The 25525-nt window shown below is 48.6% G+C and carries 23 protein-coding genes, 1 tRNA gene and 1 other RNA gene; 8 read left to right on the forward strand and 17 right to left on the reverse strand.

The features are described 5' to 3' along the window. Nucleotides 1–2 precede the first annotated feature (2 nt). The 7 genes from rnpB to gyrB all read right to left on the reverse strand — a co-directional run bounded on the left by rnpB (nucleotide 3) and on the right by gyrB (nucleotide 8521). Nucleotides 3–296: RNase P RNA component (rnpB, locus tag TA_RS07920), an RNA gene on the reverse strand. Nucleotides 297–462: 166 nt separating this feature from the next. After that, nucleotides 463–1368, reverse strand: a complete 906-nt coding sequence (locus tag TA_RS05435; RefSeq protein ID WP_010901461.1) for an ATP-binding cassette domain-containing protein — start codon at nucleotides 1366–1368, stop codon at nucleotides 463–465. A gap of 14 nt (nucleotides 1369–1382) precedes the next feature. Beyond that, nucleotides 1383–2183: an ABC transporter permease gene (locus tag TA_RS05440; protein ID WP_010901462.1), complete on the reverse strand. Its 801-nt coding sequence runs from the start codon at nucleotides 2181–2183 to the stop codon at nucleotides 1383–1385. Between the two features lie 108 nt (nucleotides 2184–2291). Then, nucleotides 2292–3494 carry an extracellular solute-binding protein gene (locus tag TA_RS05445; protein ID WP_010901463.1) on the reverse strand — a complete coding sequence of 401 codons (1203 nt, stop codon included), beginning with the start codon at nucleotides 3492–3494 and terminating at the stop codon, nucleotides 2292–2294. A gap of 36 nt (nucleotides 3495–3530) precedes the next feature. Then, entirely contained in the window at nucleotides 3531–4151 is a 621-nt protein-coding gene (locus TA_RS05450) for an isochorismatase family cysteine hydrolase (RefSeq protein WP_048161940.1), read from the reverse strand. 52 nt (nucleotides 4152–4203) lie between these two features. Next, nucleotides 4204–6585: a DNA gyrase subunit A gene (gyrA, locus tag TA_RS05455; protein ID WP_048162373.1), complete on the reverse strand. Its 2382-nt coding sequence runs from the start codon at nucleotides 6583–6585 to the stop codon at nucleotides 4204–4206. Nucleotides 6586–6595: 10 nt separating this feature from the next. Next, the gene (gene gyrB / locus TA_RS05460) at nucleotides 6596–8521 is read right to left on the reverse strand and encodes a DNA topoisomerase (ATP-hydrolyzing) subunit B (RefSeq protein ID WP_010901466.1); all 1926 of its coding nucleotides are present in this window, start codon (nucleotides 8519–8521) and stop codon (nucleotides 6596–6598) included. 214 nt (nucleotides 8522–8735) lie between these two features. Between gyrB and TA_RS05465 the strand changes: the two genes are divergently transcribed. Beyond that, nucleotides 8736–8981: a hypothetical protein gene (locus TA_RS05465; RefSeq protein WP_048161942.1), complete on the forward strand. Its 246-nt coding sequence runs from the start codon at nucleotides 8736–8738 to the stop codon at nucleotides 8979–8981. A gap of 66 nt (nucleotides 8982–9047) precedes the next feature. After that, nucleotides 9048–9578 carry a 50S ribosomal protein L16 gene (locus tag TA_RS05470; protein ID WP_010901468.1) on the forward strand — a complete coding sequence of 177 codons (531 nt, stop codon included), beginning with the start codon at nucleotides 9048–9050 and terminating at the stop codon, nucleotides 9576–9578. 45 nt (nucleotides 9579–9623) lie between these two features. Here TA_RS05470 and speB read toward each other — a convergent pair whose 3' ends face one another. The 3 genes from speB to TA_RS05485 form a co-directional block, all read right to left on the reverse strand. Beyond that, complete coding sequence (speB, locus tag TA_RS05475) at nucleotides 9624–10535, reverse strand: agmatinase (RefSeq protein WP_010901469.1); 912 nt, start codon at nucleotides 10533–10535, stop codon at nucleotides 9624–9626. Next, entirely contained in the window at nucleotides 10493–10882 is a 390-nt protein-coding gene (locus tag TA_RS05480; protein WP_010901470.1) for a translation initiation factor IF-5A, read from the reverse strand. Before TA_RS05480 ends, speB begins: the two co-directional genes overlap by 43 nt. A 108-nt stretch (nucleotides 10883–10990) precedes the next feature. Next, complete coding sequence (locus TA_RS05485) at nucleotides 10991–12250, reverse strand: amidohydrolase family protein (protein ID WP_010901471.1); 1260 nt, start codon at nucleotides 12248–12250, stop codon at nucleotides 10991–10993. 108 nt (nucleotides 12251–12358) lie between these two features. Here TA_RS05485 and TA_RS05490 point away from each other — a divergent pair, with 108 nt between their 5' ends. The 5 genes from TA_RS05490 to TA_RS05510 all read left to right on the forward strand — a co-directional run bounded on the left by TA_RS05490 (nucleotide 12359) and on the right by TA_RS05510 (nucleotide 16880). Continuing rightward, nucleotides 12359–12841, forward strand: coding sequence for a PadR family transcriptional regulator (locus TA_RS05490; protein WP_010901472.1), 483 nt, complete (start codon nucleotides 12359–12361; stop codon nucleotides 12839–12841). After that, nucleotides 12819–14255 carry an MFS transporter gene (locus TA_RS05495; protein WP_156778526.1) on the forward strand — a complete coding sequence of 479 codons (1437 nt, stop codon included), beginning with the start codon at nucleotides 12819–12821 and terminating at the stop codon, nucleotides 14253–14255. The genes TA_RS05490 and TA_RS05495 overlap by 23 nt, the downstream gene beginning before the upstream one ends. Further along, nucleotides 14252–15844: a COG1361 S-layer family protein gene (locus tag TA_RS05500; protein ID WP_048161944.1), complete on the forward strand. Its 1593-nt coding sequence runs from the start codon at nucleotides 14252–14254 to the stop codon at nucleotides 15842–15844. The genes TA_RS05495 and TA_RS05500 overlap by 4 nt, the downstream gene beginning before the upstream one ends. 130 nt (nucleotides 15845–15974) lie before the next feature. Then, a tRNA-Gly gene (locus TA_RS05505) sits at nucleotides 15975–16059 on the forward strand. 158 nt (nucleotides 16060–16217) lie between these two features. Next, on the forward strand, nucleotides 16218–16880 hold the full coding sequence (locus TA_RS05510; RefSeq protein WP_010901475.1) for a winged helix-turn-helix domain-containing protein/riboflavin kinase: 663 nt from the start codon (nucleotides 16218–16220) through the stop codon (nucleotides 16878–16880). A gap of 49 nt (nucleotides 16881–16929) precedes the next feature. Here TA_RS05510 and TA_RS05515 read toward each other — a convergent pair whose 3' ends face one another. Genes TA_RS05515 through TA_RS05530 form a run of 4 tightly spaced genes read right to left on the reverse strand, consistent with a single transcriptional unit; the run spans nucleotide 16930 to nucleotide 21752 of the window. After that, nucleotides 16930–17184, reverse strand: coding sequence for a hypothetical protein (locus TA_RS05515; protein ID WP_010901476.1), 255 nt, complete (start codon nucleotides 17182–17184; stop codon nucleotides 16930–16932). Nucleotides 17185–17199: 15 nt separating this feature from the next. After that, the gene (gene purL, locus TA_RS05520) at nucleotides 17200–19479 is read right to left on the reverse strand and encodes a phosphoribosylformylglycinamidine synthase subunit PurL (protein WP_010901477.1); all 2280 of its coding nucleotides are present in this window, start codon (nucleotides 19477–19479) and stop codon (nucleotides 17200–17202) included. A gap of 50 nt (nucleotides 19480–19529) precedes the next feature. After that, nucleotides 19530–20675: a glycosyltransferase gene (locus tag TA_RS05525; protein ID WP_010901478.1), complete on the reverse strand. Its 1146-nt coding sequence runs from the start codon at nucleotides 20673–20675 to the stop codon at nucleotides 19530–19532. A 12-nt stretch (nucleotides 20676–20687) separates the two neighbouring features. After that, nucleotides 20688–21752: an ATP-NAD kinase family protein gene (locus tag TA_RS05530; RefSeq protein ID WP_010901479.1), complete on the reverse strand. Its 1065-nt coding sequence runs from the start codon at nucleotides 21750–21752 to the stop codon at nucleotides 20688–20690. Between the two features lie 155 nt (nucleotides 21753–21907). On the opposite strand from TA_RS05530, the gene TA_RS05535 reads away from it, so the two are divergent. Next, nucleotides 21908–23089 (forward strand): MFS transporter, encoded by a 1182-nt coding sequence (locus tag TA_RS05535; RefSeq protein ID WP_048162379.1) that lies wholly within the window; start codon nucleotides 21908–21910, stop codon nucleotides 23087–23089. Between the two features lie 68 nt (nucleotides 23090–23157). On the opposite strand, the gene TA_RS05540 is transcribed toward TA_RS05535, so the two are convergent. The 3 genes from TA_RS05540 to TA_RS05550 all read right to left on the reverse strand — a co-directional run bounded on the left by TA_RS05540 (nucleotide 23158) and on the right by TA_RS05550 (nucleotide 25405). Continuing rightward, a complete protein-coding gene (locus tag TA_RS05540; protein WP_010901481.1) occupies nucleotides 23158–23766 on the reverse strand; it encodes a MarC family protein in 609 nt (202 codons plus the stop codon). Between the two features lie 84 nt (nucleotides 23767–23850). Next, nucleotides 23851–24576 carry an ABC transporter permease gene (locus TA_RS05545; protein ID WP_010901482.1) on the reverse strand — a complete coding sequence of 242 codons (726 nt, stop codon included), beginning with the start codon at nucleotides 24574–24576 and terminating at the stop codon, nucleotides 23851–23853. Further along, nucleotides 24566–25405, reverse strand: a complete 840-nt coding sequence (locus TA_RS05550; protein WP_048162381.1) for an ABC transporter ATP-binding protein — start codon at nucleotides 25403–25405, stop codon at nucleotides 24566–24568. Before TA_RS05550 ends, TA_RS05545 begins: the two co-directional genes overlap by 11 nt. Between the last annotated feature and the right edge of the window lie 120 nt (nucleotides 25406–25525).

Consider the following 25525-nt stretch of genomic DNA (forward strand, 5'->3'; position numbering starts at 1 on the left):
GGGAATCCGCGGAGTAAGCCCCCTTCTGTTCACCCAATGGGCTGGCAGCATTCGACTGTTCGTCTTACCCGATCCTCACGGCGGCCTCACAGGATCCGTTTAGACTTTCTCCATCCGGGGAGGCTTTCCATCGGATCCTCCGGAAACGTCATCCCTTCGGAATCATGCTTTACCGGAGACCGTTTATTTCTTTTGCCTTTACCATCCCTCTCAGGATGCTGGCTTGCGCCAGCCGGATACCGCCGAGGAGGGGGGACTTTCCTCACCTCAAGGGCGTCAGCTGCCCTCGCGCTTTCCCGCCAGCTGTTTCCAGCGGTTAGATATCCAGAAGAATTATAGAAATGTTGGGGATGCGGACGTTCCTCAAATTAGGGCTTAAAAATCAGTGCCATCGGAATTATCCATTCTGCCAGAAGGATAGATTGAACCAGCATGATAACGCATCAGATAATCAACCTCGAATCATTCATTTTTTCTCTCTCCTGCAATGGTTATCTCCCTGGCAGCTGTGAGATCGAACTTGAAAAACCTGGAGGCCTCTCTTGATATTATGAAGAAACTTTCATCCTCTATCCTCACGGAACAGAGGTATCTATCCCCAGATCTGGTGCATTTTGCTGGATATCCGGAATCGGAAGGCACAATGGCTGTCTCGTTTAACCTGTAATATCTGCCGTCTATCCTCACGATGTTTCTGAAGTCCATAAGCGAGATCCCCTCATAGTAGTGAAGGTCGTCCACGCTGGTCACGGATTCTATTATCCTGCCCCCGTACATTATTGAGAGCATATCGAAGCCAAGGTCAAGATCTCTGTAATTATGCGTCACATATATGAAATCTATGCCATATCTGTCAAGAATGTCTGTGACGTTCATTATAAGCGACATCCTCGACCGTTCATCCTGCATGGAAAAAGGTTCATCCATGAGGAGCAGTCTTGGCTTTGAAATAACTGCTCTGGCAACGGCCACCCTCTGCTGCTGGCCGCCTGAGATCTCCCATACGTTCTTTTCCAGCAGATTGCCAAGATGCATCATCTCAACAACTTCCCTGTATATATCATAATCACCGTGGCCGTATCTTATGGATATGGCCAGATTACCCTTCACATTGTACTGCGGAAAAAGTAGAAGATTCTGCGGTATGTAGGCGATCCTCCTCTTCCACGGCGGAAGATCCTCAACGTGATCTCCGTTGATTATGATCTCACCGGTAGAATCTATTATTCCGGCTATTGCCTTCAGGAACGATGATTTTCCTGCTCCGTTCTCGCCCATTATGAAATTCCGCCTTCCAGTTGTTTCGTAATGATCTATGCTGAGATCGAATTTGCCAAGACGTGCATGCAGGTTGTTTATCTCAATCATCTCTCATGGCACCCTCAAGATCTGACGCCGACCGTTTCAACGACCCGGAATACTCCGGTTACAATTATGCCGGTTACTATCAATATTGCAGATGAAGCTGCAGCGGGGTAGAGGCCAAAGCCGAGCCACTGAGAATATATGAAAACTCCGGCCAGTTTTATGAAGCTCGGGAAGATGTAATACGCAACTATGAGTATCGCACCCACCTCAGAAACAGATCTGGCCCAGGAAAGCAGAAAGCCCTTCATCATCGATCTTGCCAGAAGCCTCATTGATACGACGAGAAAGCTCATTCCCTCCGTTAAACCAAGGGTTTTGGCGACATCCTCGTAATCAACTACCGTGCGCTGGTAGCTCACGCCCACCTCCCTTATCGAATATGCCGATGAGAGGAAAAACAGGGTGATTATAACCGCAAACAGTGTGTCATCAAACGAGTATCCGGGTATGTATTTTGAAAGTATATGGCCAAGCGGCATGGATGGTTCGAATGTGAGCAGCATTATTATTCCCACTACGGTATGCGGAATCATTATGGGAATCTCGACAACGCTGTCGACGGCCTTGAAGAACGTTGACCTGTGCCTGGACATGACGTATGCATATGGAAGTGCTGCCAGAACTGCGAGGACAGCGACAAATGCGCATACGATGTACGTATACTCTATTGACGGGATTATGCCGGAACGAAGATCCGTGATTATCTCAGAGAGTGAAGAATAGGTTAAAGCCCTCACGAGGGGCACGATGAGGACGAGAAGGTATACGACGAAAATGGGAAAAAACAGATAAATGAGACGACCTCTGCTCTTCATCCTTTGGTTTTACCTCCATTACAGCATGTGCTTCATCTTATTTACATCTGTTCTCAAAAAATTGTAAAATTTTATATAATTGATTTTTTGTGATATTGCGCAGAATATTCAGTCGTACGATGATACTGGCAGATATGACGGTGGAGCCACGACCAGTGGCTTCAACTGTGCAGGGACGTCTCCGACGTAGAACGGCTGGGCCAGCGGATCAAACTTGCTCATGGAGAGATAGTGCTGGCCAAGGCCGGTTATCAGGTCATAGACGTACTGTATTGCATAGGGATTCGTGTAGTTGCTGATCACAGTTATGCTGTAGAATATCGGGGCACCCGGAAGATTGCCAACGTTGTCCCATGCAGGACCTGACTCGTTTATCTGCTCATAGAAATCATCGATGGTCTTGTTGACGCTGCCCAGGTTTATCCATGCTGGCAGGCCGTTGCCACCCGTGGAATTCTCATAGTAGCTCAGGCCCTGATTTATGGCCTGTGAAACGTATGTAAGGGCGTAGTCCGCTGTACCTGCCGTCAGGTATCCATCCAGGCCTATCTCCACGGTGGTGAGCTTCGTTGTGCCATTCAGATATTTCGATATGAATATCTGATGATAGAGCGCCAGAGAATCGTTCACCGGATATCCGAACTGCCCGTGGAACCAGTCGTTATAAGCCTTGTTGTAATTCATATACATGGCGAAATTGTCATCGAAGGCCAGTCTCACGTAATAGCTTACCGGCTCATTCCCGACAAGTATCGACGAGTTGTCCCAGCCGGTGTACAGAAGACCGGCAAGCTTCATCGTTTCAATTGCCTGGAAACCGCTTGGGTCCAGCGAGGCGTTTGATGCGGCCACTATGGTGCTGTTTTCAGTTATATTCTCGAACCAGTACGGCCAGCTGGGCAGTATGCTGTATTTGGGATTCGTCCACGTTATGGCCATCTCGTTCGCTGAGAATATTATCTGCCATGACGCGTAATGAGTATCGTTCATCAGATCCTGATAGAGTATTGGTGCTGACGCAGATATGAAGACGCTGTAGTTCTTGCCTTCCTGCACCTCTCTGGCACCGCTTATCGATCCAGAGAATGTCATTCCGACCCTGACGCCTGTCAGATTGGTGTACTGTGGATTGAAGTCATTGCCAAGCGCATATTTCAATGAACCGGCGGCAAATGTGTTTATCGCAGGCTTGGATGGCGCTGTGGCGACAGTGTAATGCCCCACCGCAAAACCTATCACTATGCCAACAACCAGGAGAACGACCGCTATCCCGATCGACCTGGTGGCCACAGGTTTTATAGGATTTTCCATAAAAAGATAATGTTATGAAATCTTAAAAATATTCGCTCATTTCCATGCCTGGATGATCTCATCTGATTTCGCAACGATCACCTGTGTTCTCATGACCTTGAGCGCGGCAGAATGCATCTCTTCGCTGGACGATGATACGCAGTCTTCAACCACCACAGGATAGAACCCCCTGTTGCCCGCGCTGCGTGCAGACGATTCTACTCCAAACTCGGTTGCTATGCCCGTGAATATGACTGTGTCGATCCTGGCGTTGTGCAGCATCAGCTCAACGTTCGTTCCTACGAATATATCCGCCGTGTTCTTGTTGATCACGGTGTCGCCCTCCACTGGAGCTACTTCTGCGTATATTTCGGCCTCCGGTGAACCGGGCTTCATGAAGCTGATCTTCTTCGGATCGGAAATGCCGTACCTCTTCATGGAAGAATAAAGCCTGTAGCCGGATTCGAACTCGAAAGGAAGCGGCGTAATCTTGGTGTAAATCACGGGCACCTTATGGCTTCTGGCCTCAGAAAGTAGCTTCTTCAGAGATCCTATGAAATGATCCTTATTGAAAATTCCGTTTACCAGCGCGTTCTGTACGTCCCACACCACAAGCACGCTGTGCTTTGGATCCACTATTTCCTTCAGATTTTCGTATACTCTGCCCTCTATGACCATGATGGATCATCCCTTAATCGATATTAAGATTTTTCAATGAAATATTTAGTTGTCACTTTATCACAGCAGCGGCTATGACCCTGTCATCGCCATCGATATCCATTAGCTTGACGCCTGAGGTTACCCTCGAAGTCTCAGGTATTTCAGAGGCCTTTATCCTTATGGTCTTCTCGTTCATCGAAACAAGGATGACCTCATCCTCATCACGTACGGGTATCGCATGACTCACCCTGCCGGTCCTTTCCGTATCCCTGTAGACCATCACACCGGATGACCCGCGGTGGTGTATCGGAAATTCTGAAATGTTCGTGCGCTTTCCATACCCTTTCTCGGATATGCTAAGAATGTCCTCATCCGAATTCACAACGAATGCGGTAAGTATGGTATCGCCCTCGTTCAGGCGCATGGATCTGACACCCATGCTTGTCCTCCCGGTCTCCCTGATCTCAGAGGTGTTGAAGACCGATGCCTTACCTTTCGATGACAGCACGAACATGTTCTTATCGCCAGCCGTGTAGGATACGGACACCAGTTCATCGTCGTCCTCGAGCGTTATGATCTTCAGGCCTGAGCTCTTGGAATCGAATACCGGATCCGCAGCGGTTTTCTTCACAGATCCATCCCTTGTAACCAGTATCAGGTAGTACCCCTTCTCCGGCGGCGCCTTCATTATCTCCGTCACCCTCTCTCCCTGGGCCAGCTTAAGGAAGGCCGCAGCCGATACGCCCAGTGACGTCCTGCTCTTCTTAGGGATCTCATAGGCCTTTGACTTGAAAACCCTTCCAGTGTTTGTGAAGTAGTAAACCGTATCGTGTGAGAAGCAGTGGATCATGCTCTTGATGCTGTCCGAGGTCTTCATCGAGGTGTTGACTCCCTTACCTCCACGGCGCTGAGACCGGTATTCATCCGCCTGCACCCTCTTTACCAGGCCGCCGTAGCTAAGCATGATCAGTGATTCCTCGTTCGGTATGAGATCCTCCATGGTCCTCTCGGTTATGCCCCTGAACTTGATCCTTGATCTCCTTTTATCGCCGTATTTCTTCTGTATCTCTGTTATTTCCTTCTTGAATTCATCGATCCTCCTGTCTTCCGACAGTATAATTTCCTCAAGATCCTTTATTTCCGCCTGGATCTGGGCTATCTCTGACCTCACCGATTCCTGTTCCGTGTTCACAAGCCTCTGGAGCCTCATCTCGAGTATTGCCTTTATCTGCCTGTCATTCAGGTCAAATTCGTTCCTGAGCTTGGAGCTTGCCTCATCCGCGTCTTTCGAAGACTTGAGTATCTCCACCACGCGATCTATGTGCTCCACGGCGGTTAGTATGCCAGTCAGCACGTCCAGCCGTTCCTTCTTCCTGTCAAGCCTGAACTGCGATCTGCGAAGTATTACGTCCAAACGGTGATCTATGAACGAATCTATGAGATCCTTGAGATTCATGAGCTTTGGCTGGTTACCCACAAGCACCAGGTTTATTATGCCGATGCTGCTTTCAAGGGCCGTGTGTTCATATAGCTGATTCAGGACAAGCGGCTTGATATCGTCATCCCTGACCTTTATGACTATGCGTATTCCGTTCCTGTCGCTCTCATCCTTTATGTCCGTTATGTCCTTTATCACCTCGTTCTTGGCCAGATCCGCTATAGACTGGACAAGATCCGCTTTGTTGACGCCGTACGGAATGCTCTTTATGATCAACCTGCGATCCTCCGTTGCGTCGACCTCGCCCTGCACTATCACCTTGCCACGGCCAGTCCTGTATGCTTCTATCAGATCCTTTCCGTAGAATACTATGCCCCCTCCTGGAAAATCCGGCCCCTTAACGTACTTCAGGAGATCGTCAACCGGTGAATCCCTGTGATCGACCTCATAGAGGATCGCATCGCATATCTCGGTCAGGTTGTGCGGCACCATGTTGGTTGCCATGCCCACAGCTATGCCTGAGCTGCCGTTGATCAGCAGATTCGGTATCTTCGACGGAAGGTACTCCGGCTCTGAGAGTGTCCCGTCGAAGTTCAGCCTGAACGGGACGGTATTCTCATCAATATCATCCATCATATCCTCGGCTATCTGCGTGAGCCTTGCTTCGGTGTACCTCATGGCCGCCGGTGAATCGCCATCTATCGATCCGAAGTTGCCCTGGCCGTCCACCAGCGGGTAGCGAAGCGAGAAGTCCTGCGCCATTCTGACAAGGGCATCGTATATGGCCATATCGCCGTGTGGATGGTACTTACCCATGGTTTCTCCGACTATCCTGGCGCATTTCTTGTATGGCTTATCATGCGTCACTCCAAGCTCTCTCATGGAATAGAGAACGCGCCTCTGCACCGGCTTCAGGCCGTCCCTCACATCTGGAATTGCCCTGCTAACTATGACGCTCATCGCATATTCAAGGTATGATTTCCTGATCTCAACTTCAACTGCTCTTTTCTCCATGATATGCACCTCAGAGGTCTATGTTCTCAGCATAAACCGCGTTTTCTTCGATGAACTTCCTCCTTGGTTCAACCTTCTCTCCCATGAGTATTGTGAATATGCGCTCCGCCTCCTCAGCGTCCTCTATTGTTACCTGAACGAGCTTCCTAGTCTTGGGATTCATGGTCGTCTCCCACAGCTGCTCGGGATTCATTTCGCCAAGACCCTTGAACCTCTGTATTATTGCATTCGGTCCGAACTCACGGCTTACCTGTTCCTTCTCCTCATCGGAGTAAACGTATCTGACGTTCTGCCCCTTCTGTATCCTGTACAGCGGTGGTTCTGCAAAGAACACGTTTCCGTTCTCTATCAGCGATCTTGCGTACCTGAAGAAGAATGTCAACAGCAGCGTTCTTATATGTGCGCCGTCCACATCGGCATCGGTCATGATTATTATCTTCCCGTACCTGAGCTTCTTCGGATTCAGGTCTTCCTTGACGCCTGTACCTATGGCGACAACGAGGTCATGAATGATCTCGTTCTCCACAACCTTCATGTCCGAAGCTTTCTCAACGTTGAGTATCTTTCCTCTGAGAGGAAGTACAGCCTGATACTGCCTGTTCCTCGCCTGTTTGGCCGATCCTCCAGCAGAGTCTCCCTCAACTATGTAAAGCTCGCTGTTTGACGGATCGTTCGATGAACAGTCGGCAAGCTTTCCTGGAAGACCGCCGCCCTCAAGAGCAGATTTTCTCCTCACAAGCTCCTTGGCCTTCCTTGACGCCTCCCTGGCAGCCGCAGCGGATAGAACCCTTCCTATTATAACATCTGCAACGTGCGGATTCGTCTCCATGAACGTCTTCATGAACTTTGATGTTACGGACTGGACGATGCCCCTCACGCTGCTGTTTCCAAGCTTTGATTTTGTCTGGCCTTCGAACTGGGGATTCTGCATCTTAACGTGAAGCACTGCAATGACCCCTTCCTTCACATCGTCGCCAGTTATGTCCTCAACACCCTTTATCTTGTTGTTCGATCTGGCGTAGTCCTGTATTGCACGCGAAAGGCCCTGGTGAAAGCCCGCCACATGGGTACCTCCTTCCGGCGTGCTTATGTTGTTCACGAATGACATGAGCGTTTCCTGAACATCCGTTGTGTATAATAGCGAAAATTCTACCATGTGGCTGTCTACCTCTTCCTTGAGGTACAGCGGATCCATCAACACCTCCTTTCCCTCGGACAGGTGCCTGACCAGCTCTATCAGACCGCCCTCATGATGGAGTACATCCTCCCTTCCAGATGCTTCGTCCAAGAATGTTATCGTGAGCTGTGGATTCAGATACGAGAGATCGGTCAACCTTGCCAGTATGGTTTCGTATGAAAATTCGGTCGTCTCAAATATGTCAGGATCTGGATAGAATTTTATTATGGTACCGTGATCTGGGAACTGAATCTTTATTCCAAGTTTTTCAATCTCAGAGACATCGCTGGCAGTTTTCAGGCCAGACACCGGTATACCCTGTTCAAATATGTCGTAGTATATCTTGCCGTCTCTCTTCACCACTGCTATAAGCTTTTTTGAAAGCGCGTTCACGACATGAACGCCCACCCCGTGCAGGCCTCCGGTTATCTTGTAAACCTTTTTATCAAACTTCGCACCGCTGTGGAGCTCCGTAAGAACGATCTCCAGTCCTGGCCTGTTGTACTTGGGATGTATATCGACAGGTATACCTCTGCCGTCATCCTCCACAGTTATGGAACCATCGCTCCCCATGACAACGTATATCCTGCTGCAGTATCCCGCAACTGATTCATCAACGCTGTTGTCCACAACCTCATAGACCAGGTGGTGCAGGCCCCTTGTATCGGTGGAGCCTATGTACATGCCCGGTACTTTTCTAACAGCCTTCAACCCTTCAAGTATCTGTATCTGTGAAGAGTCGTAATTGTCTTCGGTCATTTCCAGTCCCTATTTGTTGTTTACATATTAATATTTAGATCGCTGGAAGGTGAAATTTCGGTATTTTTCAGTATTTTTTCCATCTTTATGATGGATCGTTGATGCCTAATGCATCACCCTGTTCGTCCACAGGGTATTTAAACTGGCAAACATTCATCTCTAGTTCCTCCGGAAATGACGTTCTGTATATATATCCAGAATGGTTACGCTGATTATGATGGTTGAAGATCAGAGGAATATAACGTGCGGCGGCGATCCATTCAATTACCTCAAGAGTACCCTGAAAGGTCTGGCATTCCAGCTTGAACCTGGACAGGACGTCAAGGTCCTGCTCCTCAAGGAAAAATTTCCCTTCGGGCGTGAGGTGTATGAGGGGCTAGCAAGAACCTCTAAGTTCAAGCTCGTAGATCTTCAGGAGAACAACGGAGAGATCGCTGTTATACTGAGAAAAACCCAGTAGATATTTCCTCAGTTCACCCAAAAATTAAATATCGGCATATAATTAGCTGTCAGAAAAGGTGTATTCATGGTAACTAAGCCTGCTAGAATGTATTCGCGCATAACCGGACCTGCCTATACGAGGAAGGAGTTCATGGGCGGCGTTCCATATCCAAAGATCACAACCTTTGTACAGGGAAACCAGAAGAAGGATTTCCCCATAGAGATGAGGCTCGTGGCCGAGGAGCCATGCCAGATAAGGCACACAGCCCTCGAGGCTGCAAGGGTTTCTGTCAACAGGAGAATGACTGAGGCTGCCGGTCTGGACTATTTCTATCTGAAGGTTGTGCCGTATCCCCATCACGTGCTCAGAGAACACAAGATGGCCACCGGAGCTGGTGCTGACCGTATATCCAGTGGTATGAGGGCTGCCTTCGGAAGGCCCGTAGGTACAGCTGCCAGAGTTTATCCAGATGATGTCATAATGATCGCAAGAACCGACGAGGCCCATGCAAAGGAGCTGAAAACAGCCCTGAGAAAGGCAGCAATTAAACTTCCGACCCCGTGCAAGGTTGTCATAACGAAGGGTAAGGAGATAGCCGGTTCTCTCGGGATCTGATCTCTTTATTTTTCAGATTTTTAATTTGCAATAAAAAACATATTTTTATATATGCTCTATCCTGTATTTTTCCCTGCTGGCTATGAAGACCTGTATTAATTTGCCCGCCAGCATGGACGTGTTGCCGTTATCGTACAGCGGGGAAAATTCGTTTATATCCATGCCTATGGCCTTGTAGGAAAGCCTCTCCACAAGCCGCCTGACCTCATAATCGGTAAGGCCGAATGGCTCCGGTGTTCCCACAGCGGGCGCATACGCTGGATCTATTCCGTCCATATCGATGGATATGTAAACCCTTCCGGGCCTCCTCTCTATGTCATTTATGAACCGTTCGATGCCGTATTCCCGGACGCTGAATGACGGTATGAATTCCACCTTTTCAAAGTCAGGATCCTGGTATTCCTCCAGAGAAACCGATCTTGTCCCTATTGAGGTTATCCTGTTTGGGCCCAGTATCTCCAGCGCGCGTTTCGTAACGCAGGCATGGTTCAGTTTGTTTCCCATGTACGAATCCCTGAAATCGGAATGCGCATCCACTATTACCATGTGCACGTCTTCAGGAAAGTTTCTGACGGCACCAACGGTTATGGAGTGTTCACCGCCCAGCATTATAGGTATCTTTCCATCGCTGAATACCATCTTCGTTACACGATCGACCTGGTCGACAACGTACTCCACGTCCTCGGATTCTTCCATGTCACCAAGATCCGATATTCTGGCCCTGAGCAGGTCAAACCGGTAGGAGAATTCAAACGATTCCAGATTCACGTATGCCGATCTTATGGAATCGGGGGCGTATTTCGAGCCCCGCCTGTAGCTTGATGTGTTGTCAAATGGGACGCCAAATATCACATAGTCGCTGTCTTCATAGCTGTACTTGGCGTCCGCGATCTTCTTCAGCGAAAAAATATCCTTCAGTTCTGAAGCATGATCTTTCGCATCCCCATGGTCTCCCAATAGGGCACCTCCATTCCTGGCTTGATCTTGTCGGCAATCTCAGGATCGAGAGGCAGCACGAACGTTTCAAAGGTTTCTGAATCCATCAGCTGCACCTCGTTGTTCTGCACTGAGAGGACCTGGGCGTTCTTCTTCTCTATTATGGGTATCTTGACCTTGTGCTTCACGGGGTATACGACACTCCGCTTCTGGTTGTCAAACACTCCGATTGCAACGATTCTTCCCTTGGCTTCGCCGTGCTTCCCAGGTTTAGACATCGTTATCTCGACGATCTTGCATGGTGCGTCATCTATCAGTATGTATCTTCCAACTTTGAGTTCACGTACTTCAGCTTCTTGCCAGCTCATTAATATCTGCCCCTAATTTTATTACCCTTTAAATACTTTCTTACCACTTTTGCTGCCAGCTTAAAATTATGCATTAATCTTCGCAGTTCTGAAACTGAATTACGGAAATCAGACGAAGACATTCGCCGATGCTACGCCACCTTCGTCGAAACCAATGAGCCTTCCTCCCTTCTTTCTGAATACTCCATCTATGATAACGCTGTCCACGGACGCTGGATTGGTGGAATAGACAATATTGTTGACCACGTTGTTCTTATCTGTTGGAATCAGTTCCGGTCTCCTCGCATCAAGGATCACAATATCAGCCTTCTTTCCGACCTCAATCGATCCGGCATTGAGCCTCAGCGCCTTAGCCGCATCTATGGTAGCGAAATCCAAGATCTGCTGGCTCTTTATTATCGATGCGTCCCATCGCGCATTCTTAACGGTCAGAGCTGAAAATTTCATCGCTTCAAAGAAGTTGAGGGAATTATTGCTGCCATTGCTGTCTGTTCCAATGGTTATGTTGACGCCTGCATCCAGCATCTCCGGAACGGGGGGAACTCCGCCCGTAGCAAGCTTGAAGTTGCTTACGGCGTTCCAAGATACGTTTACGCCGTTCTTTCCAAGCAACTTTGCCTCATGGTACGTTGCCCAGACACAGTGCGCAGCGATGACTCTGCTGGAAAGAACTCCAATTTTATCTAGGTGCTCTATGGGCCTCTCTCCGATCTTTTTGACACTGTCGTAGACTTCCTTCCTCGTTTCGGACAGATGCATGTGCATTATGGTGTCGTATCTTTCCGCTATTTCCTTTGCGCGCTGGTATGTCTCATCACTGGCCACGTATATGCCCTGAACACCGACAGAAGGCTTCACAAACCTCATATTCTGGTGTGATCTTATGAAATTCTCGGCGTTATCAAGCGGATCTCCCTTCTGCGTGGTGAATTCCCTGTCCAGTGTAACCCATGAGAGAAAAGCCCTTATGCCCACCTGCTCGGCTGCCCTCGCAATTACATTCTCAGAGTAATACAGATCCACGAATGACGTTATTCCGCTGTTTATCATCTCATACATTCCCAGCCTGGCAGAGTTGAATATTCCCTCTTCGGTCCTCTGCGAATCGTATTTGAAGGTCATATCCAGGAATCTCTCAAGATCTACATCGTCAAAAAGCCCCTTGGAAGCTGACATGCCGACGTGTGCGTGCGTGTTTATGAAGCCCGGCATCACCACCTTTCCTGTTGCATCTATGATCTCGTCACTTGCAGGACGTCCCGTGCCAACATAAGTGATGGTGTCGCCCTCGAACTGCACATTTCCATGGAATATCCTGCGACCTTCATCCTGCGTTACGATCAGCGCGTTCTCTATGAGAGTGCTCATGCGGGGCTATTCGTTATTCCTTACTTAAACTTGCTGAGTTCTAGAAACTCCGTTCAGATGATCCGCATGAAACATTTATATGCCGATCATATATGTCGATTTCGACCTATGGATAGATACGCGATTAAGGCGCTGGTGCTGCTCAGCAAGAAACCGAGGACGCTATACCAGATGTCCAAAGAAATTTCCACAGGAGTCCAGGTATCGCACGGAACGCTGATGCCCATGATCCGGAAGCTGCTGCAGGAGAGGTACATAGACTTCGAAACCCGCGGCAGGGAGAAGGTGTACCACCTTACGGAGAGGGGGTCCAGATTCGTTGAATCCCTAGGAAAGATAGAGGAGGATGTTAAACAGAACCTCATTTCCAGGACCATGGGTGATGCGTTCTTCTATCTGAACCTGCTTTCAAAGAATGATACTTCAGAGGCAATAAAATCGGCCATACAGATACTGCTGCCAGCAATAATCGCGCAGGTTGAGTACGCATTCAGAATGCTGATGGAAGGCCATAGGGAAGAAGTGGAGGGTGTGGCAAGGGATCTGCTGCGAAAATACGGTGAGATCGATGATGAGCAATCACTCAGCTAGGACAATAGCAATATCTGCATTTGCTGGACTCCTCGTTACATACGTAGAAACGATGATAACCCCTGCACTGCCAATACTGGTTTCATTCTTCGATACAAACTACGACCATCTGTCATGGATTATAACAGCCTATATCATATCAGGCACAGTTTCATCTGCAATATTCGGAAGACTCGCAGACATGTATGGAAAGAAGAACATCTTCGTCATACTTGCAGTATTCTATACGATCGCAGTGTCGTTCGGTGGATTTGCAAGGACGCTCGAGGAACTTATCATAATCCGTACCGTTCAGGGGATAGGAATGGGCATGTTCCCGGTATCCTTCGCGCTGATCAACGACCAGGTGCCAAAGCATAGGCTTGCACTGGCTCAGGGAATAGTGAGCTCCACATTTTCTGGAGGCGCTGCCATCGGATTGGTGGCCGGTGCATGGATCACTCAGAACTACGGCTGGCAGTGGTCCTACCATTCATCCATACCTGTTGCAGTGCTGCTGGTCATAGTCGCATCGATCTATCTGCATGATGAGAGCGAGCGTAAACCGGCAAAGATAGACTTCATAGGCGTTGGGTCTCTCGGACTCGCAATAGTATCATTCATACTTGCGATATCCGAAGGCGAGTACTGGGGATGGGCGTCGCCTTCCATAATCGGGTTGTTCCTGTTCTCCGCAGCTATGTTCGCCGCGTTCGTACTCTACGAGAGAAACACGCCGGAACCATTTATAAGGATGGATCTTCTGCGCATAAGAAACGTTCTGCTTGCAAATATGACTGGACTCTTCGCCATGTCTGGCATGTTCTTCCTGTTCTACACGGTACCTGCACTACTTCAGGATCCTGAACCGACTGGATTTGGTATATCCATCGTGGAGTCAGGTCTAATACTTCTGCCTGCTGCGGTGCTGAACATGGCCCTCGCACCGCTGGCGGCCAAGATCACCACCAGCCGCGGACCAAAGACAGCTATAATAATCGGGCTGTTCATACTCCTGTTCAGCTACCTCGGGCTTTACTACAACAGGTCGAGCATAATAGCAATACTTGAAGATTCTGCTGTTATGGGCATGGGTATTTCATTCATATTCGTTGGAATAATCAACATACTGCTCATATCAGTGCCCAGAGATCGATCGGGTGAAAGCACAGGCATGAACGTGGTGTTCAGGAACATAGGTACTTCGCTTGCTCCGGCAATAGGCGGCGTGATGGAAACCATGTTCGTGACGTATGTCATAGTCGGCGCAATACCCGTAAAATTCCATGGCCTGCCAATAACGCCAATAATGGAGAATTTTCCTTCTTCTGAGGCCTACGACGCCATCTACGTTATAGGCATGGCCTTTGTCGTAATAGCCATGATTCTGTCGATGTTTATGAAAAATGTGATAGTTGGAGGTGAAAAGAGATGAAGATTAAGTTTCTGCTTGCAATGCTTTTCAGTTCAATAGTGATAATATCTGGACTTGCAGGGATATCCGTAGCGTCTGGATCACAGGCGAGCCCGCAGGTTGTATCTGTGAGCTGGTTCACACCAAACTCCACAGAACCTGTGGCCCCCGGCATGAGTAATGTTCCGCTCATCGTTTCATTTGTTTCTCCACTGACGTTGCTGGACGCCAGCGTGTATGTGAATCTGACAAAGTACAACCCGAGCATACTAAACTACGTTAACCTGCACGGTTACCCGGCGGGCCCGACGGTATACAACTTCACCGAGATCCCGGCAGGTGAAAGGATAACTGTGATGCAGCTTGTTAACGTATCCGCCAGCGCTGCAACTGGTGGATACAGGGAGGATCTCTACGTGCAGGGCATCAACGCTTCTGCGCTTAATACCTGGAATGTATCCTTCACCGCATACATTCTCGGTTCTACGCAGATATCCGTTGCAGCATCCTACTTTGGTACAGCATCCTCGCCCATCGCGGCATCACCTGGAATGAAGAACATTCCAATGACTGTGGTGCTTGAAAATATAGGAAATGTCATCGATCAGAATGTTTCTGTGGGATACACTCCATCCTATCCGTTCTATGGCAGCCCGCAGTACTTCAACATAAGTGCGATACCGCCTGATGAAACTGTTCCAATAACCCTATCCGTTAGCATATTCAGCAATGCTTCAGATGGTTTTTACATCCAGAATATTTCCACATCGGTCTACGGAAAGAAAAGCCTCGTGCAGTTCAAACCGGGGATAACTGGCTATACGAACATAACCCTGGTGAATACTGAACTGAATCCACCGGTTGTGTACACAAATGAAAAATTCATTGAGTTTAAGGCCTTCGTTGAAGTAGCTGGAAACTCCATCTCAAGATATCTCAATGTGAGCGTCAGTTCATCCGACTTCGCCGATATGACCGGTGAATACCATCTCTCGTACGTCTCTTCGGGACTCTACAACTTCACCTTCCTATTGAATTCCATGTCATCGTCCGGCCCACAGACCATTTCTGTGCTGATAAACGGAATGGCCTTTCCGGTGATCGTCTACGTGCACAACCAGACGTACACCGCCATAAGCTTCCATGAGTCTGTTCTCCAGCCTGGCGTTGACAAGTCCGTATTGTCCTTCAATATAACAAACGATGGAAACACTACCATGTACGATATAAGGGCCTATTTAATGCTGCCTGGAATAATAACGATACATGTGCCATCTTCAAATCCGCTCGGGGCTCTGACAGCCGACAACATAACCATACCGAGCCTCAAACCAGGGCAGACCTATGATCTCATATTCCTGGTTGATACGTCTTCGGCCGCAGCCCCCGGAAATTATCCCATAGAGCTGTTCCTTGGATGGCATTACAACAACACGCCATATCAATTCACAAAGACCTTTGACACCAATGTGACGGTGTCGCCCACCGTTGAGCAGAAGATAACGCAGGCCTTCACATTCACGCCTGTGACCATCGCAGTTCTTGTTGTGATAGCTGCAGTGATAATCGGCCTTGGGATATACGCCGGTGTAAGGAGGAAGAAGCGCTGAAACATCCCCGCTAACGAATAACATAACAAATTTTTATTCTTACTTCGATCTATTAGCACAACTAAAGGTAATCAGCGAAATCCATATATGTAGATGAAATATACACCATCAGCCTGTTCTTAGATGCAAAGCGGAAGTAGTGTAGTCTGGCATCACAGGAGCTTCCCAAGCTTCGGAAAAAGCTCCTAACCCGGGTTCAAATCCCGGCTTCCGCATGCAAGGATTTGTATTGCTCAAATTGATCATGCACTGCAGATTCAGCCCAGAAGCCCTTTTAACCCATCGCGTTCACTTCATCATCCAATTCTGATCAGACGCTTTCCCATCACCTTCTCAGTAAAAAGAATAAATCATAGGCAACAATAACCTGTAAATGGAAACTGACGATCAGTACTACAGGGCCATAAAAAAGATAAAGGAGGCTGCCGAGGCTTCTAACAGGGCCTACCTGACATCATCTAAACTTGCGGACATGCTCGGCATAAGCCAGCAGTCGGCATCCAGGATAATCATAGACCTTGAGAAGAATGGATACATAACAAGAACGGTAACGAAGCGGGGGCAGATACTGAATATAACGGAAAAGGGCCTGGACGTTCTCTATACTGAGTTTGCGGACCTTTCAAGGATCCTCGCCATAAAGAACAACGTGGTGATCACGGGAACGGTAACCTCTGGCATGGGTGAGGGGAGGTATTACGTGGCCAGAAAACAATACATAATCCAGTTCCAGGAAAAACTGGGCATTATACCTTACCTTGGCACCCTTAACATCAAGGTTGATCAGGCCAGCCTTCCAGAGCTAAGGAAGATACGGGGATTCAGGGGAATACACATAGAGGGTTTCAAGACTGAAGACAGGACGTTCGGATCGGTGAAGGCCTTTCCCGCCAAGATACAGAACATTCCATGCTTCGTTATAATGCCAGAAAGAACCGTTTACACAGATGTCATAGAGATCATATCCGATAAGTATCTCCGTGAAGAGATCAATCTCCATGACGGGGATCGCGTCAGCGTCGAGGTTTACACGTGATCTTCGGTATGCAAATTAAAAAAATGGTGATTGTAGGACCATACAGTTTCTAGACTTCAATGTCGCCTCTCTTTATTTCATCTATGACGCGCTGGAATGCTGATATAACGCGATCCTTCTGCATTCTGCAGTCAAGAACCTCCATGTATATCTCATAGGCATCCTCTCCCACATCCCTGCCCTGATATACGGCTATTGTACCGCACGTCCTTCCCGCGTCGAAATCGAGCATGTACTTCAGCACAACTGTCACGTCCTTTTCTTCTATATACTGAATTTCCTCAAGCGTATCGGTTTCTTCCATCGAATCACCGCATGATCAGATATACCTATCGAGGCCATGTTCCCAGGCCCCTCTGAGATCATCTACTGCAACATCTATAATGTTCAGGCCGGCCTCGTCCACGATTATCCGGTCACCACCGGTTTCACCTAGGCGCTTGATGGCCAGTCCGTTAGAACCATCGACGAACTGTTCTTCCTTATCCTTGGCTATCTCCAGGACAAGACCATTTCCGCATTCCGAAAACAGCTTCACAGTGGGCCTGGCTGCCGATACATTGCTTATGTCCACGTGGAATCCTATACCAGAACCGAAGGACATCTCTGAAAGTGCAGCGAACAGCCCGCCGGATGACACATCGTGGCTTGATAGGATCATGTCAGCCTTCGATGAGAGAAAATCACGTATGCGCGTCAGCTCATCCAGATCAGGCGCCGGTAAAAATCCATCTGTATATCCATGCATCCTGCTGTATTCGCTTCCGGTTAAGTTGTCGCACGGTTCGCCTATGAGATAGATCGCGTTGCCAGATCCCTTCATGTAAGTTGTCCGAGATCGCCGCACATCATCTATGAGGCCGACCATCATTATCGTCGGCGTGGGCATTATATCGGTCTTCCTGTATTCGTTGTAAAAGCTCACGTTTCCAGCAACAACTGGCAACCCCATCTTCCTGCAGAAGTCACCAATTGCCCTGACGGACTCTACGAACTGCCCCATGATCTCCTCGCGCTCCGGATTCCCGAAATTCAGGGCGTCTACAACGGAGTGTGGCCTTCCCCCCGTTGAGAGTATGTTCTTGTATGCCTCTGCCAGCGTCAGAAGCGTTCCGGCATACGGATCAACGCTGACCATGTTTGGCCTTGATCCTGAAGTCAGAACAAGCCCACGCATCGAGTTTTCCAGAGGCTTTATGACGGTTGCATCTGCATGCGTCTCCTTGTTTGGCCGGCCCACGAATGGTGTCACTATCGTAGATCCTCTGACGGTGTGATCGTACTGCCTCACAACGTTGAACCTCGCACATGTGTTCAACCTTGCCATGAAATCCCTGACGAAGCTGTTCAGATCCTCCGGCTCCTGCGGAACCGTCACGGATTTTTCCACTTCCTTAATCCGGTATGGCCTCTGATAGACGGGCGAATCGTCGAGAAATTCTATATCCATGTCGATGATCTTTCTCTTCTTGTAATACACCCTTATCCTGCGATCCGCTGTTACCTGTCCTATCACGGAGAAATCGAGGTTCCACTTTTCGGCTATCTGCCTTATCTTTTCCACGTCTTCAGGGTAGCACTCCATGAGCATGCGTTCCTGGCTCTCGCTTATCCATATCTCCCATCCTGACATGTTTGACTCCTTGAGCTTTATGTCATCCAGAGTTATTTCGGCCCCGAACCCGCCAGCATAAACCATCTCCGTGGCCGCACTCGATAGCCCTCCGCCTCCGAGATCCTTCATCGCACGTATCAGCCCCGCGTCGTTTGCCTCCAGAACGGCCTTTATCATCGGCTGTTCCACTATTGGATTTCCCAGCTGAATGGCCAGCCTGCTGCTCTTTGTGACCTTGCCCAGGGTTGTGCTCGCAAAATTCACGCCATGTATGCCATCCCTTCCGGTTTTGCCCCCCATGAGTACCAGGACGTCGCCCGGCTTGTAGGATTTTGACCTGACGATCCTGTCCCTCCGCACTATACCTACACAACCGGCATTGACAAGAGGGTTTGAGTTGTAGAGCTTATCGAAGTAAAGCGAACCGGCAACGTTTGGAATGCCTATTCTGTTACCGTAGTCCCTTATGCCTCCTACCACACCGCCGAATATGTATCTCGGTGAGAGCAGCCCCTCATAGCGATCCGACGAAACATCGCCCAAGAACAGGGAATCTATAAGGGCAACCGGCTGTGCTCCCATGCAGAGTACATCCCGGACTATTCCTCCGATTCCTGTTGCTGCGCCGCCGTAGGGTTCAACGGCGCTGGGATGATTGTGGCTCTCCATCTTCAGCACATAAGCGTATTCCCCATCAAAATCCACGACGCCTGCATCATCCTCCATCGCAAGGATCGTGTAATCTGTCTTCAACGAACCAAGATATTTCTTGAGATAGTACTTAGATGACTTGTATGAACAGTGTTCACTCCAGGATTGGGCAACGGCATGGATTTCGGCATCTATTGGATCCCTGCCAAGCCTCTCAAAATACGATCTGACGGCTTTCATCTCATCCAGAGAGAGAGCCAACCCGAGCCTCTTGCTTATTGCCTTTAGCCTGGCATCATCCGCATCCCTGATCCTGATGGTCCTGAAAATCATCCATGGGGCATGCGGTCTTCATTAATAAATCAGTTGAGAAAACAGCACTTTCATCTGTATGCGGAATTGTCCGCTCTCATCTTCTCTGAAGATCCCATTTTTCTTCTCTCAGCCCTGATGTAATCGTAGATCTCAAGCAACGATGATATATGCCTCTCGAGGCTGTATTTTGACTCTACGAGATGCCTGGCCTCGGCTGCAAGTTTCCTTCTATCTTCATGCAAAATTCTCTCTGCGGTCTCCACCGCTGATCTGATATCGCCGAACTTGACGTATGATATGGCTTCGGTATTCTCCTTAACCGGAAAGTCTTCAGAAACCATGACGGGTACTCCGGAGGCCAGCGCCTCGAAGACGGATATCCCGAAGGTATCAGCCGAAGACGGATAGACGAAGAGGCTTGCATTTGCCATGAGGTCCATCTTCCTCTGGTCATCTACATACCCGAGTATCTCAACATTTTTCATGCCGTGATACTTCACGATTCTTCTTATCCTATCCAGCTCCGGCCCAACTCCCGCTATCTTGAACCTCACATCTTCGCTTTTCATTGCTTCAGCGAGATCCAGCACCCTGTAAATGCCCTTGTCAACAGTGATTCTACCCAGGTAGAGTATGTATCTCTCTCCGGAATCCGCCGGAACATACCTGTACTTATCGGTGTCCACGAAGAGCGGGAGAGTGACCACATTCTTCACCCCCCTGATCTTCAGGTACTCTTCAACCGTTGCGCTTGGTGCCATTACCATCCTGCATTTTCTGTAAAGAAAAAGGCTGTAGCGTTCTCCCAGGTCGAAGGCAAGGTTCTTGAATGGCATGTTTATGCTTTCCTTCATCCTGGATACGTCCGTGTGAAATGTGGCAACTGGCGGGACGCCGATCCTCCTTGCGACGAGATACCCCACGGAGCTCATGTAAAATGCATTGTGCAGGTGCACTATGTCTGGATTAAACTCCAGCGCTCTCCTGAATACCCGGAATGGTATGAATGACACCGGCACCCTGTACTGTGGGTATGGCAAGAATGGAGCCGTGTACTTCGGTACGTACACATTATGCTCCCTGGAATCTCCGGTGACCGAGAAGATCATCACCTCGTGCCCCTCATCCTCAAGCTTCTGTTTTACCTCCTTGAGGTATACAGAAACCCCGTCCGGAGTGGGGTAATAGGTGTCAGTAAAGTAAAGTATTCTCAATTCTTACCTCTGTCACAATATTACAGGAACAATTTTATATTTGCCGTAGCCTGATAGAACCCTCACATATCCGTTCTTCCATGGATTGACGTCCGAATCTACGTAGAGCGCCCTGATGGTTTCAGCCTTGGAAGGCGAGGCAACAACTATTATATCTTCTGCATCCAACAGTTCAAGCACTCTTGAGGATATCTGCTTGTTTCCCCTCCCTATCAGGAAATTCTGACCTCCGATCGGTGATATGATCAATCTGCATCCTTTCCTGCAGGCATCGTATATATCCTGTTCAGCTGCATCCTCCTTTATGAGTTTTCTGTTTCTGATTATGTCAAATGCCAGCGGATTCGTATTTATGCCCATCTCAGTTTCTATGGTTTTGCATGTGTTTCCTGGCCCTATCACATAGTAACGGTCATCCATATGATCGATTATGTATTCTGCAATGTCCTCTACGCCGCCCATATCATACTCTGCCTTTGAATTCATCACAATATCATTCAGGATTGGGACCTTGAGGTACCCGTAGGATCTTGCACTGAGCACCCCTCTTCTGTACAGTTCCTCGTCTATATCCATGACCTCCGCATCGGCCGTCCTGATGTCTGGCTTGGATATTGCGTTCAGGCTCTGGGCAGCATGTGACGGACTTATGGCGAAGACAGAGCTGTACATCTTAACGCCTGCAGGTACTCCTATCACTGGAATGCGTACGCCTGCGGACAGGATATCCCTTGCCGTGCCATCGCCGCCAGCAAAGACGAGTATGTCCGCATCTCCCACATTCCTGAGGAATCCAAGTGTATCATCCCGTGTGCTTGGCCAATGCGCCTGATATATGACGCTGTATCTGCTGGTGAAGGCGGAGACCTCCCTTTCCCCCATATACCCTGATGGTACGATGAAAAAATACCTTGAAAAATCCACCAGACGAAGAAATTCCATTGATCTTCTTATGGATATAGATTTTTCTGGGTCTTCTATCTTCAGACCGTCTGACCCCTTAAGATTGAAGAAGGATCCGTATCCTGCGAGAGGATTGACGAAAAAGGCCACTCTGAGCTGTCCAGTACTGATCACCGTGAAGAGAGATCACGGACATGCATTTTAGTTTAGCGTTCCAAGCATCCCTTCGATCAGCAAAATCGCGCTGATATCCCCCTGCAGGTCTTCCCTTCCGTCGTTGCCTATAAATATTGTTTAGTGATAAACCATCATTTGGAACAATGATTTCTATGGGTGATGACGCATATCTAAATTCATTCAGGTTGATCCTCGCATCAAGGGCCTTCAGGAGTGCCGGCCTCATATTCATGGCCCTGTCTCTGCCACTCTACCTGCTCTTAAACAGGATAAGCATTGTAAACGTTGGGATAATATATGTCGGCACGGCGCTTGCAAATGTATCGGTGACCATAGCCATAGGCATGCTTGGTGACCGCATAGGGTACAAGTATTCCCTTGTATTCGGAGAGATCCCTGCATTGCTTGCGTCTGGGATCCTTGCGTTCACAAGATCCGTACCCCTGATCGTGATAGCCACCGTCATATCAGGAAGTGCGGGTGCTCCAGGCGGCATGAGGGGATCATTCTCCGTTGGCATAACACCGTACCTGGCCAGGATATGGCAGGAACCGTCTATCCGAATAGAGAGAATGGCCCAGATCACCTTCGTTGCCTCAATAGCCAGCATTGGCGGAAGCTTACTGTTATATCTGCACGGTTTTATCACCAGGATATACGGAGATCTTGGCGCCTTCGAGATACTTTATCATGTTGCATTTATACTGATACTTCTCTCCTTTGTTTCCCTCACGATGATAAGGAGGGACAGGAGGCAGAAGAAGACCACGAAGTTCCTCAGAAAGGAGACTATGAAATTCTCTGCGCGAGTGATAATAACCAATGTGATAAATGGAAGTGCCATAGGCTTCTCAATGGCGCTCATATCTGCATGGTTCGAGATAAGGTACGGCGTCAGTGCATCGAAGATAGGCCTTGTCTTTACGATTTCATACATAACTACTGCCATTGGTTCGCTTTTGGCGAGCAGGATACACATATCAAGAGAGCGTGCCGTTTACTTCGGTTCACTTACGCGCATACTGCAGGGCATTCTGCTTATAGCAATGGCAGCAAGCCCCATATTCATCATGGGATCGACCATTTACATCGTCAGGACGGTCGTCGCGGGATTCGGCACGCCCATAAGGAATGTAGTGAACATACAGGGAATCAAGGACGAGGATCTGGGGACTGCTTCAAGCATACAGGGAGCCCCTTCCAGAATAATGCAGAGCACTTCAGGAATCGCCGGGTATCTGATGGACTATTATCCACCATTGCCTGTTGAGATCGGCGGCCTTATACAGATAGTCGGTGGCTTCGTTTACTTCAAGCTGCTGCGGAGATACTGATGTGGATGATGAAGATAATAGGCGTGTTGAATGCACATGAACTAAGTGCAACGCAGCGACTACTGACATCACTTCAGCAACGACAGGGCAACTATCGCGTCGATGAAATACTGAATGGCGAATCCAGCAAGCAGAAGGCCGAATATTCGCGATATGGCCTTCATGACCTTGGCCCCTATGAACTTGGAGACCACGGATGACCATTTGAAAAAGATGTAAACCATCGCGAATATTATAGCTATGGATATTATGGTGTAGATTTTGGCTATGATCGGCCCCTTCATGAGTATTATGACCAGTGAAATTGCACCCGGCCCTGCGAGCATAGGCGTTGCAAATGGCACTATGCCTATATCATAATCGACTATCTCCGATCCGGATGACTTCGGCCGGTTTCCCTCCATTATCATCTCCACCGCCATGAGAAGAAGTATTATACCGCCGGCCATCTCGAGGGCTTCTATGGATATCCCGAAAAAGTAGATTATGTACTCTCCAGCCAGGGCAAACAGGACCAGAATAATGCCACCGTAGAATACGGCATCCTTTGTGGCCCTGAGCTTCTCAGATTCGTTGAAATTATATGTCATGGAGGTGAAAAGAACCAGGCTTCCGAAAGGATCTATCACGATGAAAAGAGGTATGAATATCTTGAGGAATTCGACAACCTGGTTCATCTTTCGGTATAATATTCCCAAATATATTTTTCTTCCGAATCGGTACCTGATCCGTAGATCCCCGCACTCCATCCCGAAACTCGTTCATTCCTCTGAATGCCATTTTATCATTATTCTGCCAACAAAACCATAGATCAGAGTTTCAGCTATGAATATCGGAATCATTGTCAGCATCATAGGGGATAGGCCAAGTACCCCCTGCATTATTACCGAGGCGGAGGTAGCAGGAGATATTGAAAGAGCGTATAGAAATGGTTTTGGGATGATCGTGTATGGGTAGAATGTAGGGGGCAGTACCGTCATCACAACAGAGAGTATCCCAGCTATTCCCCATACGTTCCGCACGTGCTTTATCATGCCTGAAACTATGAACGAAACGGAACTTGTTCCGACGGTAAGCAGAACCAGGATACCGAAAAGGGCCAGGACACCCGCAAGAGTGAAGATGTGGAATATAGCCGCAAGAATTCCATAAACGATGAGGCCTGGGATCGAAAAGATCAGGTAACTCAGCGTCAGCCCCATCATATAATCCGTGGGTGATATCGAAGTGGCCACAAAAAGGTCCTGAATTCTCAGCTGAAGCCTCAGGAATGCCGCATCACCTGCGCTGGACAACGATACCGATGATACCAGGCCTATGAAGCCTCCAACCAGTGCGTAGTCGAGGAGCCGGCCCTTAGAAATTACGAATATCAGAAATAACAGAGCAAGAGGTGTGCTCATGGCTGATATGAGATAGGATGGCCCACGCTTAACTGCACGGAATCCATAGTACCATGCAAACAGCAGAATGAATTTAAGGTTCAAGCTGTATCCTCTCCTTTATGAAAAGGTCATCAAGCGTTATGTTCTTCACGTCGCAACCCATCTTCACATAAGCTTCAGCTTCGTCAGAATCCACATATTTTATGTAGATCCCACCAATTTCTATTGATTCTTCCTGATACTGCCTGCATTCTACCCTGACCTTTCCTGAAAAGACCGATAGCAGTTCCCTCAGCATTCCCCTGTTCATGATCCTTCCTGATTCCACGAGCACGATATAGGATGACAGGGAAGCAGCCTCCTCCATGTAGTGAGTCGTAAGAAGGACGTTGGATCCGAGTTTCCTTATGGCAGCCCAGACTTCGTATCTGGATATCGGATCAAGACCGGTGGTCGGCTCATCCATGAAGACGATTTCGCTGCCTGATGCAAGCGCCATTGCCACGAATATTTTCCTCTTCATCCCACCTGATAGCGTGTCCGCAGGCACCCGCATGCTTTCCGCGAGGCCGACCTCTTCAAGAGCCCTCTTCGCTTCTGCATCTGCTGTTGAATACGAGAATCCCCTTGCAACAAGATACATCTTCACCTGTTCAAGCGGAGTCAGAACACCAATGGGGGAAGCTTCCTGCGGAATGCTGCACACTATTTTCCTGACCTTCGAAGCCTCTCTGACCACGTGGAAGCCATTTATCCTGATGCTACCGGATGTCGGCAGAAGCTGCGTCGAGAGTATCCTCATGAGCGTGGTCTTGCCCGCTCCGTTCCTTCCGATGATAGCAGAGATGCCACTCGGTATATCCAGATCAATTCCGCCAAGTGCCACCTTCCCGCTGGAATAGACCTTTTTCAATCCGCGTATTTCTATCAGTGCCTCGCGCGCTGAAAATGCCTCATAATACACCAACTGATACACCTCTGAGGAAAGACGGAGTATTATCTCAGTTTGCGCTTAATTGACTGCCCGTATTTCAAATCTCCCTTTTATGCA

Origin of the sequence: Thermoplasma acidophilum DSM 1728 (assembly GCF_000195915.1) — an archaeon.
GTDB classification, from domain to species: Archaea; Thermoplasmatota; Thermoplasmata; order Thermoplasmatales; family Thermoplasmataceae; genus Thermoplasma; species Thermoplasma acidophilum.

Excerpts from the sequence above, each read along its gene's own strand:
- TA_RS05515 (WP_010901476.1), bottom strand. The coding sequence starts at position 17,184 with ATGGAAGAAACCGATACGCTTGAGGAAATTCAGTATATAGAAGAAAAG.
- TA_RS05470 (WP_010901468.1), top strand. The coding sequence starts at position 9,048 with ATGGTAACTAAGCCTGCTAGAATGTATTCGCGCATAACCGGACCTGCC.
- TA_RS05490 (WP_010901472.1), top strand. The coding sequence starts at position 12,359 with ATGGATAGATACGCGATTAAGGCGCTGGTGCTGCTCAGCAAGAAACCG.
- TA_RS05540 (WP_010901481.1), bottom strand. The coding sequence starts at position 23,766 with ATGAACCAGGTTGTCGAATTCCTCAAGATATTCATACCTCTTTTCATC.
- TA_RS05450 (WP_048161940.1), bottom strand. The coding sequence starts at position 4,151 with ATGGTCATAGAGGGCAGAGTATACGAAAATCTGAAGGAAATAGTGGAT.
- TA_RS05435 (WP_010901461.1), bottom strand. The coding sequence starts at position 1,368 with ATGATTGAGATAAACAACCTGCATGCACGTCTTGGCAAATTCGATCTC.
- TA_RS05445 (WP_010901463.1), bottom strand. The coding sequence starts at position 3,494 with ATGGAAAATCCTATAAAACCTGTGGCCACCAGGTCGATCGGGATAGCG.
- gyrA (WP_048162373.1), bottom strand. The coding sequence starts at position 6,585 with ATGGAGAAAAGAGCAGTTGAAGTTGAGATCAGGAAATCATACCTTGAA.
- gyrB (WP_010901466.1), bottom strand. The coding sequence starts at position 8,521 with ATGACCGAAGACAATTACGACTCTTCACAGATACAGATACTTGAAGGG.
- TA_RS05485 (WP_010901471.1), bottom strand. The coding sequence starts at position 12,250 with ATGAGCACTCTCATAGAGAACGCGCTGATCGTAACGCAGGATGAAGGT.
- TA_RS05495 (WP_156778526.1), top strand. The coding sequence starts at position 12,819 with ATGATGAGCAATCACTCAGCTAGGACAATAGCAATATCTGCATTTGCT.
- TA_RS05500 (WP_048161944.1), top strand. The coding sequence starts at position 14,252 with ATGAAGATTAAGTTTCTGCTTGCAATGCTTTTCAGTTCAATAGTGATA.
- TA_RS05510 (WP_010901475.1), top strand. The coding sequence starts at position 16,218 with ATGGAAACTGACGATCAGTACTACAGGGCCATAAAAAAGATAAAGGAG.
- TA_RS05440 (WP_010901462.1), bottom strand. The coding sequence starts at position 2,183 with ATGAAGAGCAGAGGTCGTCTCATTTATCTGTTTTTTCCCATTTTCGTC.
- purL (WP_010901477.1), bottom strand. The coding sequence starts at position 19,479 with ATGATTTTCAGGACCATCAGGATCAGGGATGCGGATGATGCCAGGCTA.
- TA_RS05465 (WP_048161942.1), top strand. The coding sequence starts at position 8,736 with ATGATGGTTGAAGATCAGAGGAATATAACGTGCGGCGGCGATCCATTC.
- TA_RS05480 (WP_010901470.1), bottom strand. The coding sequence starts at position 10,882 with ATGAGCTGGCAAGAAGCTGAAGTACGTGAACTCAAAGTTGGAAGATAC.
- TA_RS05535 (WP_048162379.1), top strand. The coding sequence starts at position 21,908 with ATGGGTGATGACGCATATCTAAATTCATTCAGGTTGATCCTCGCATCA.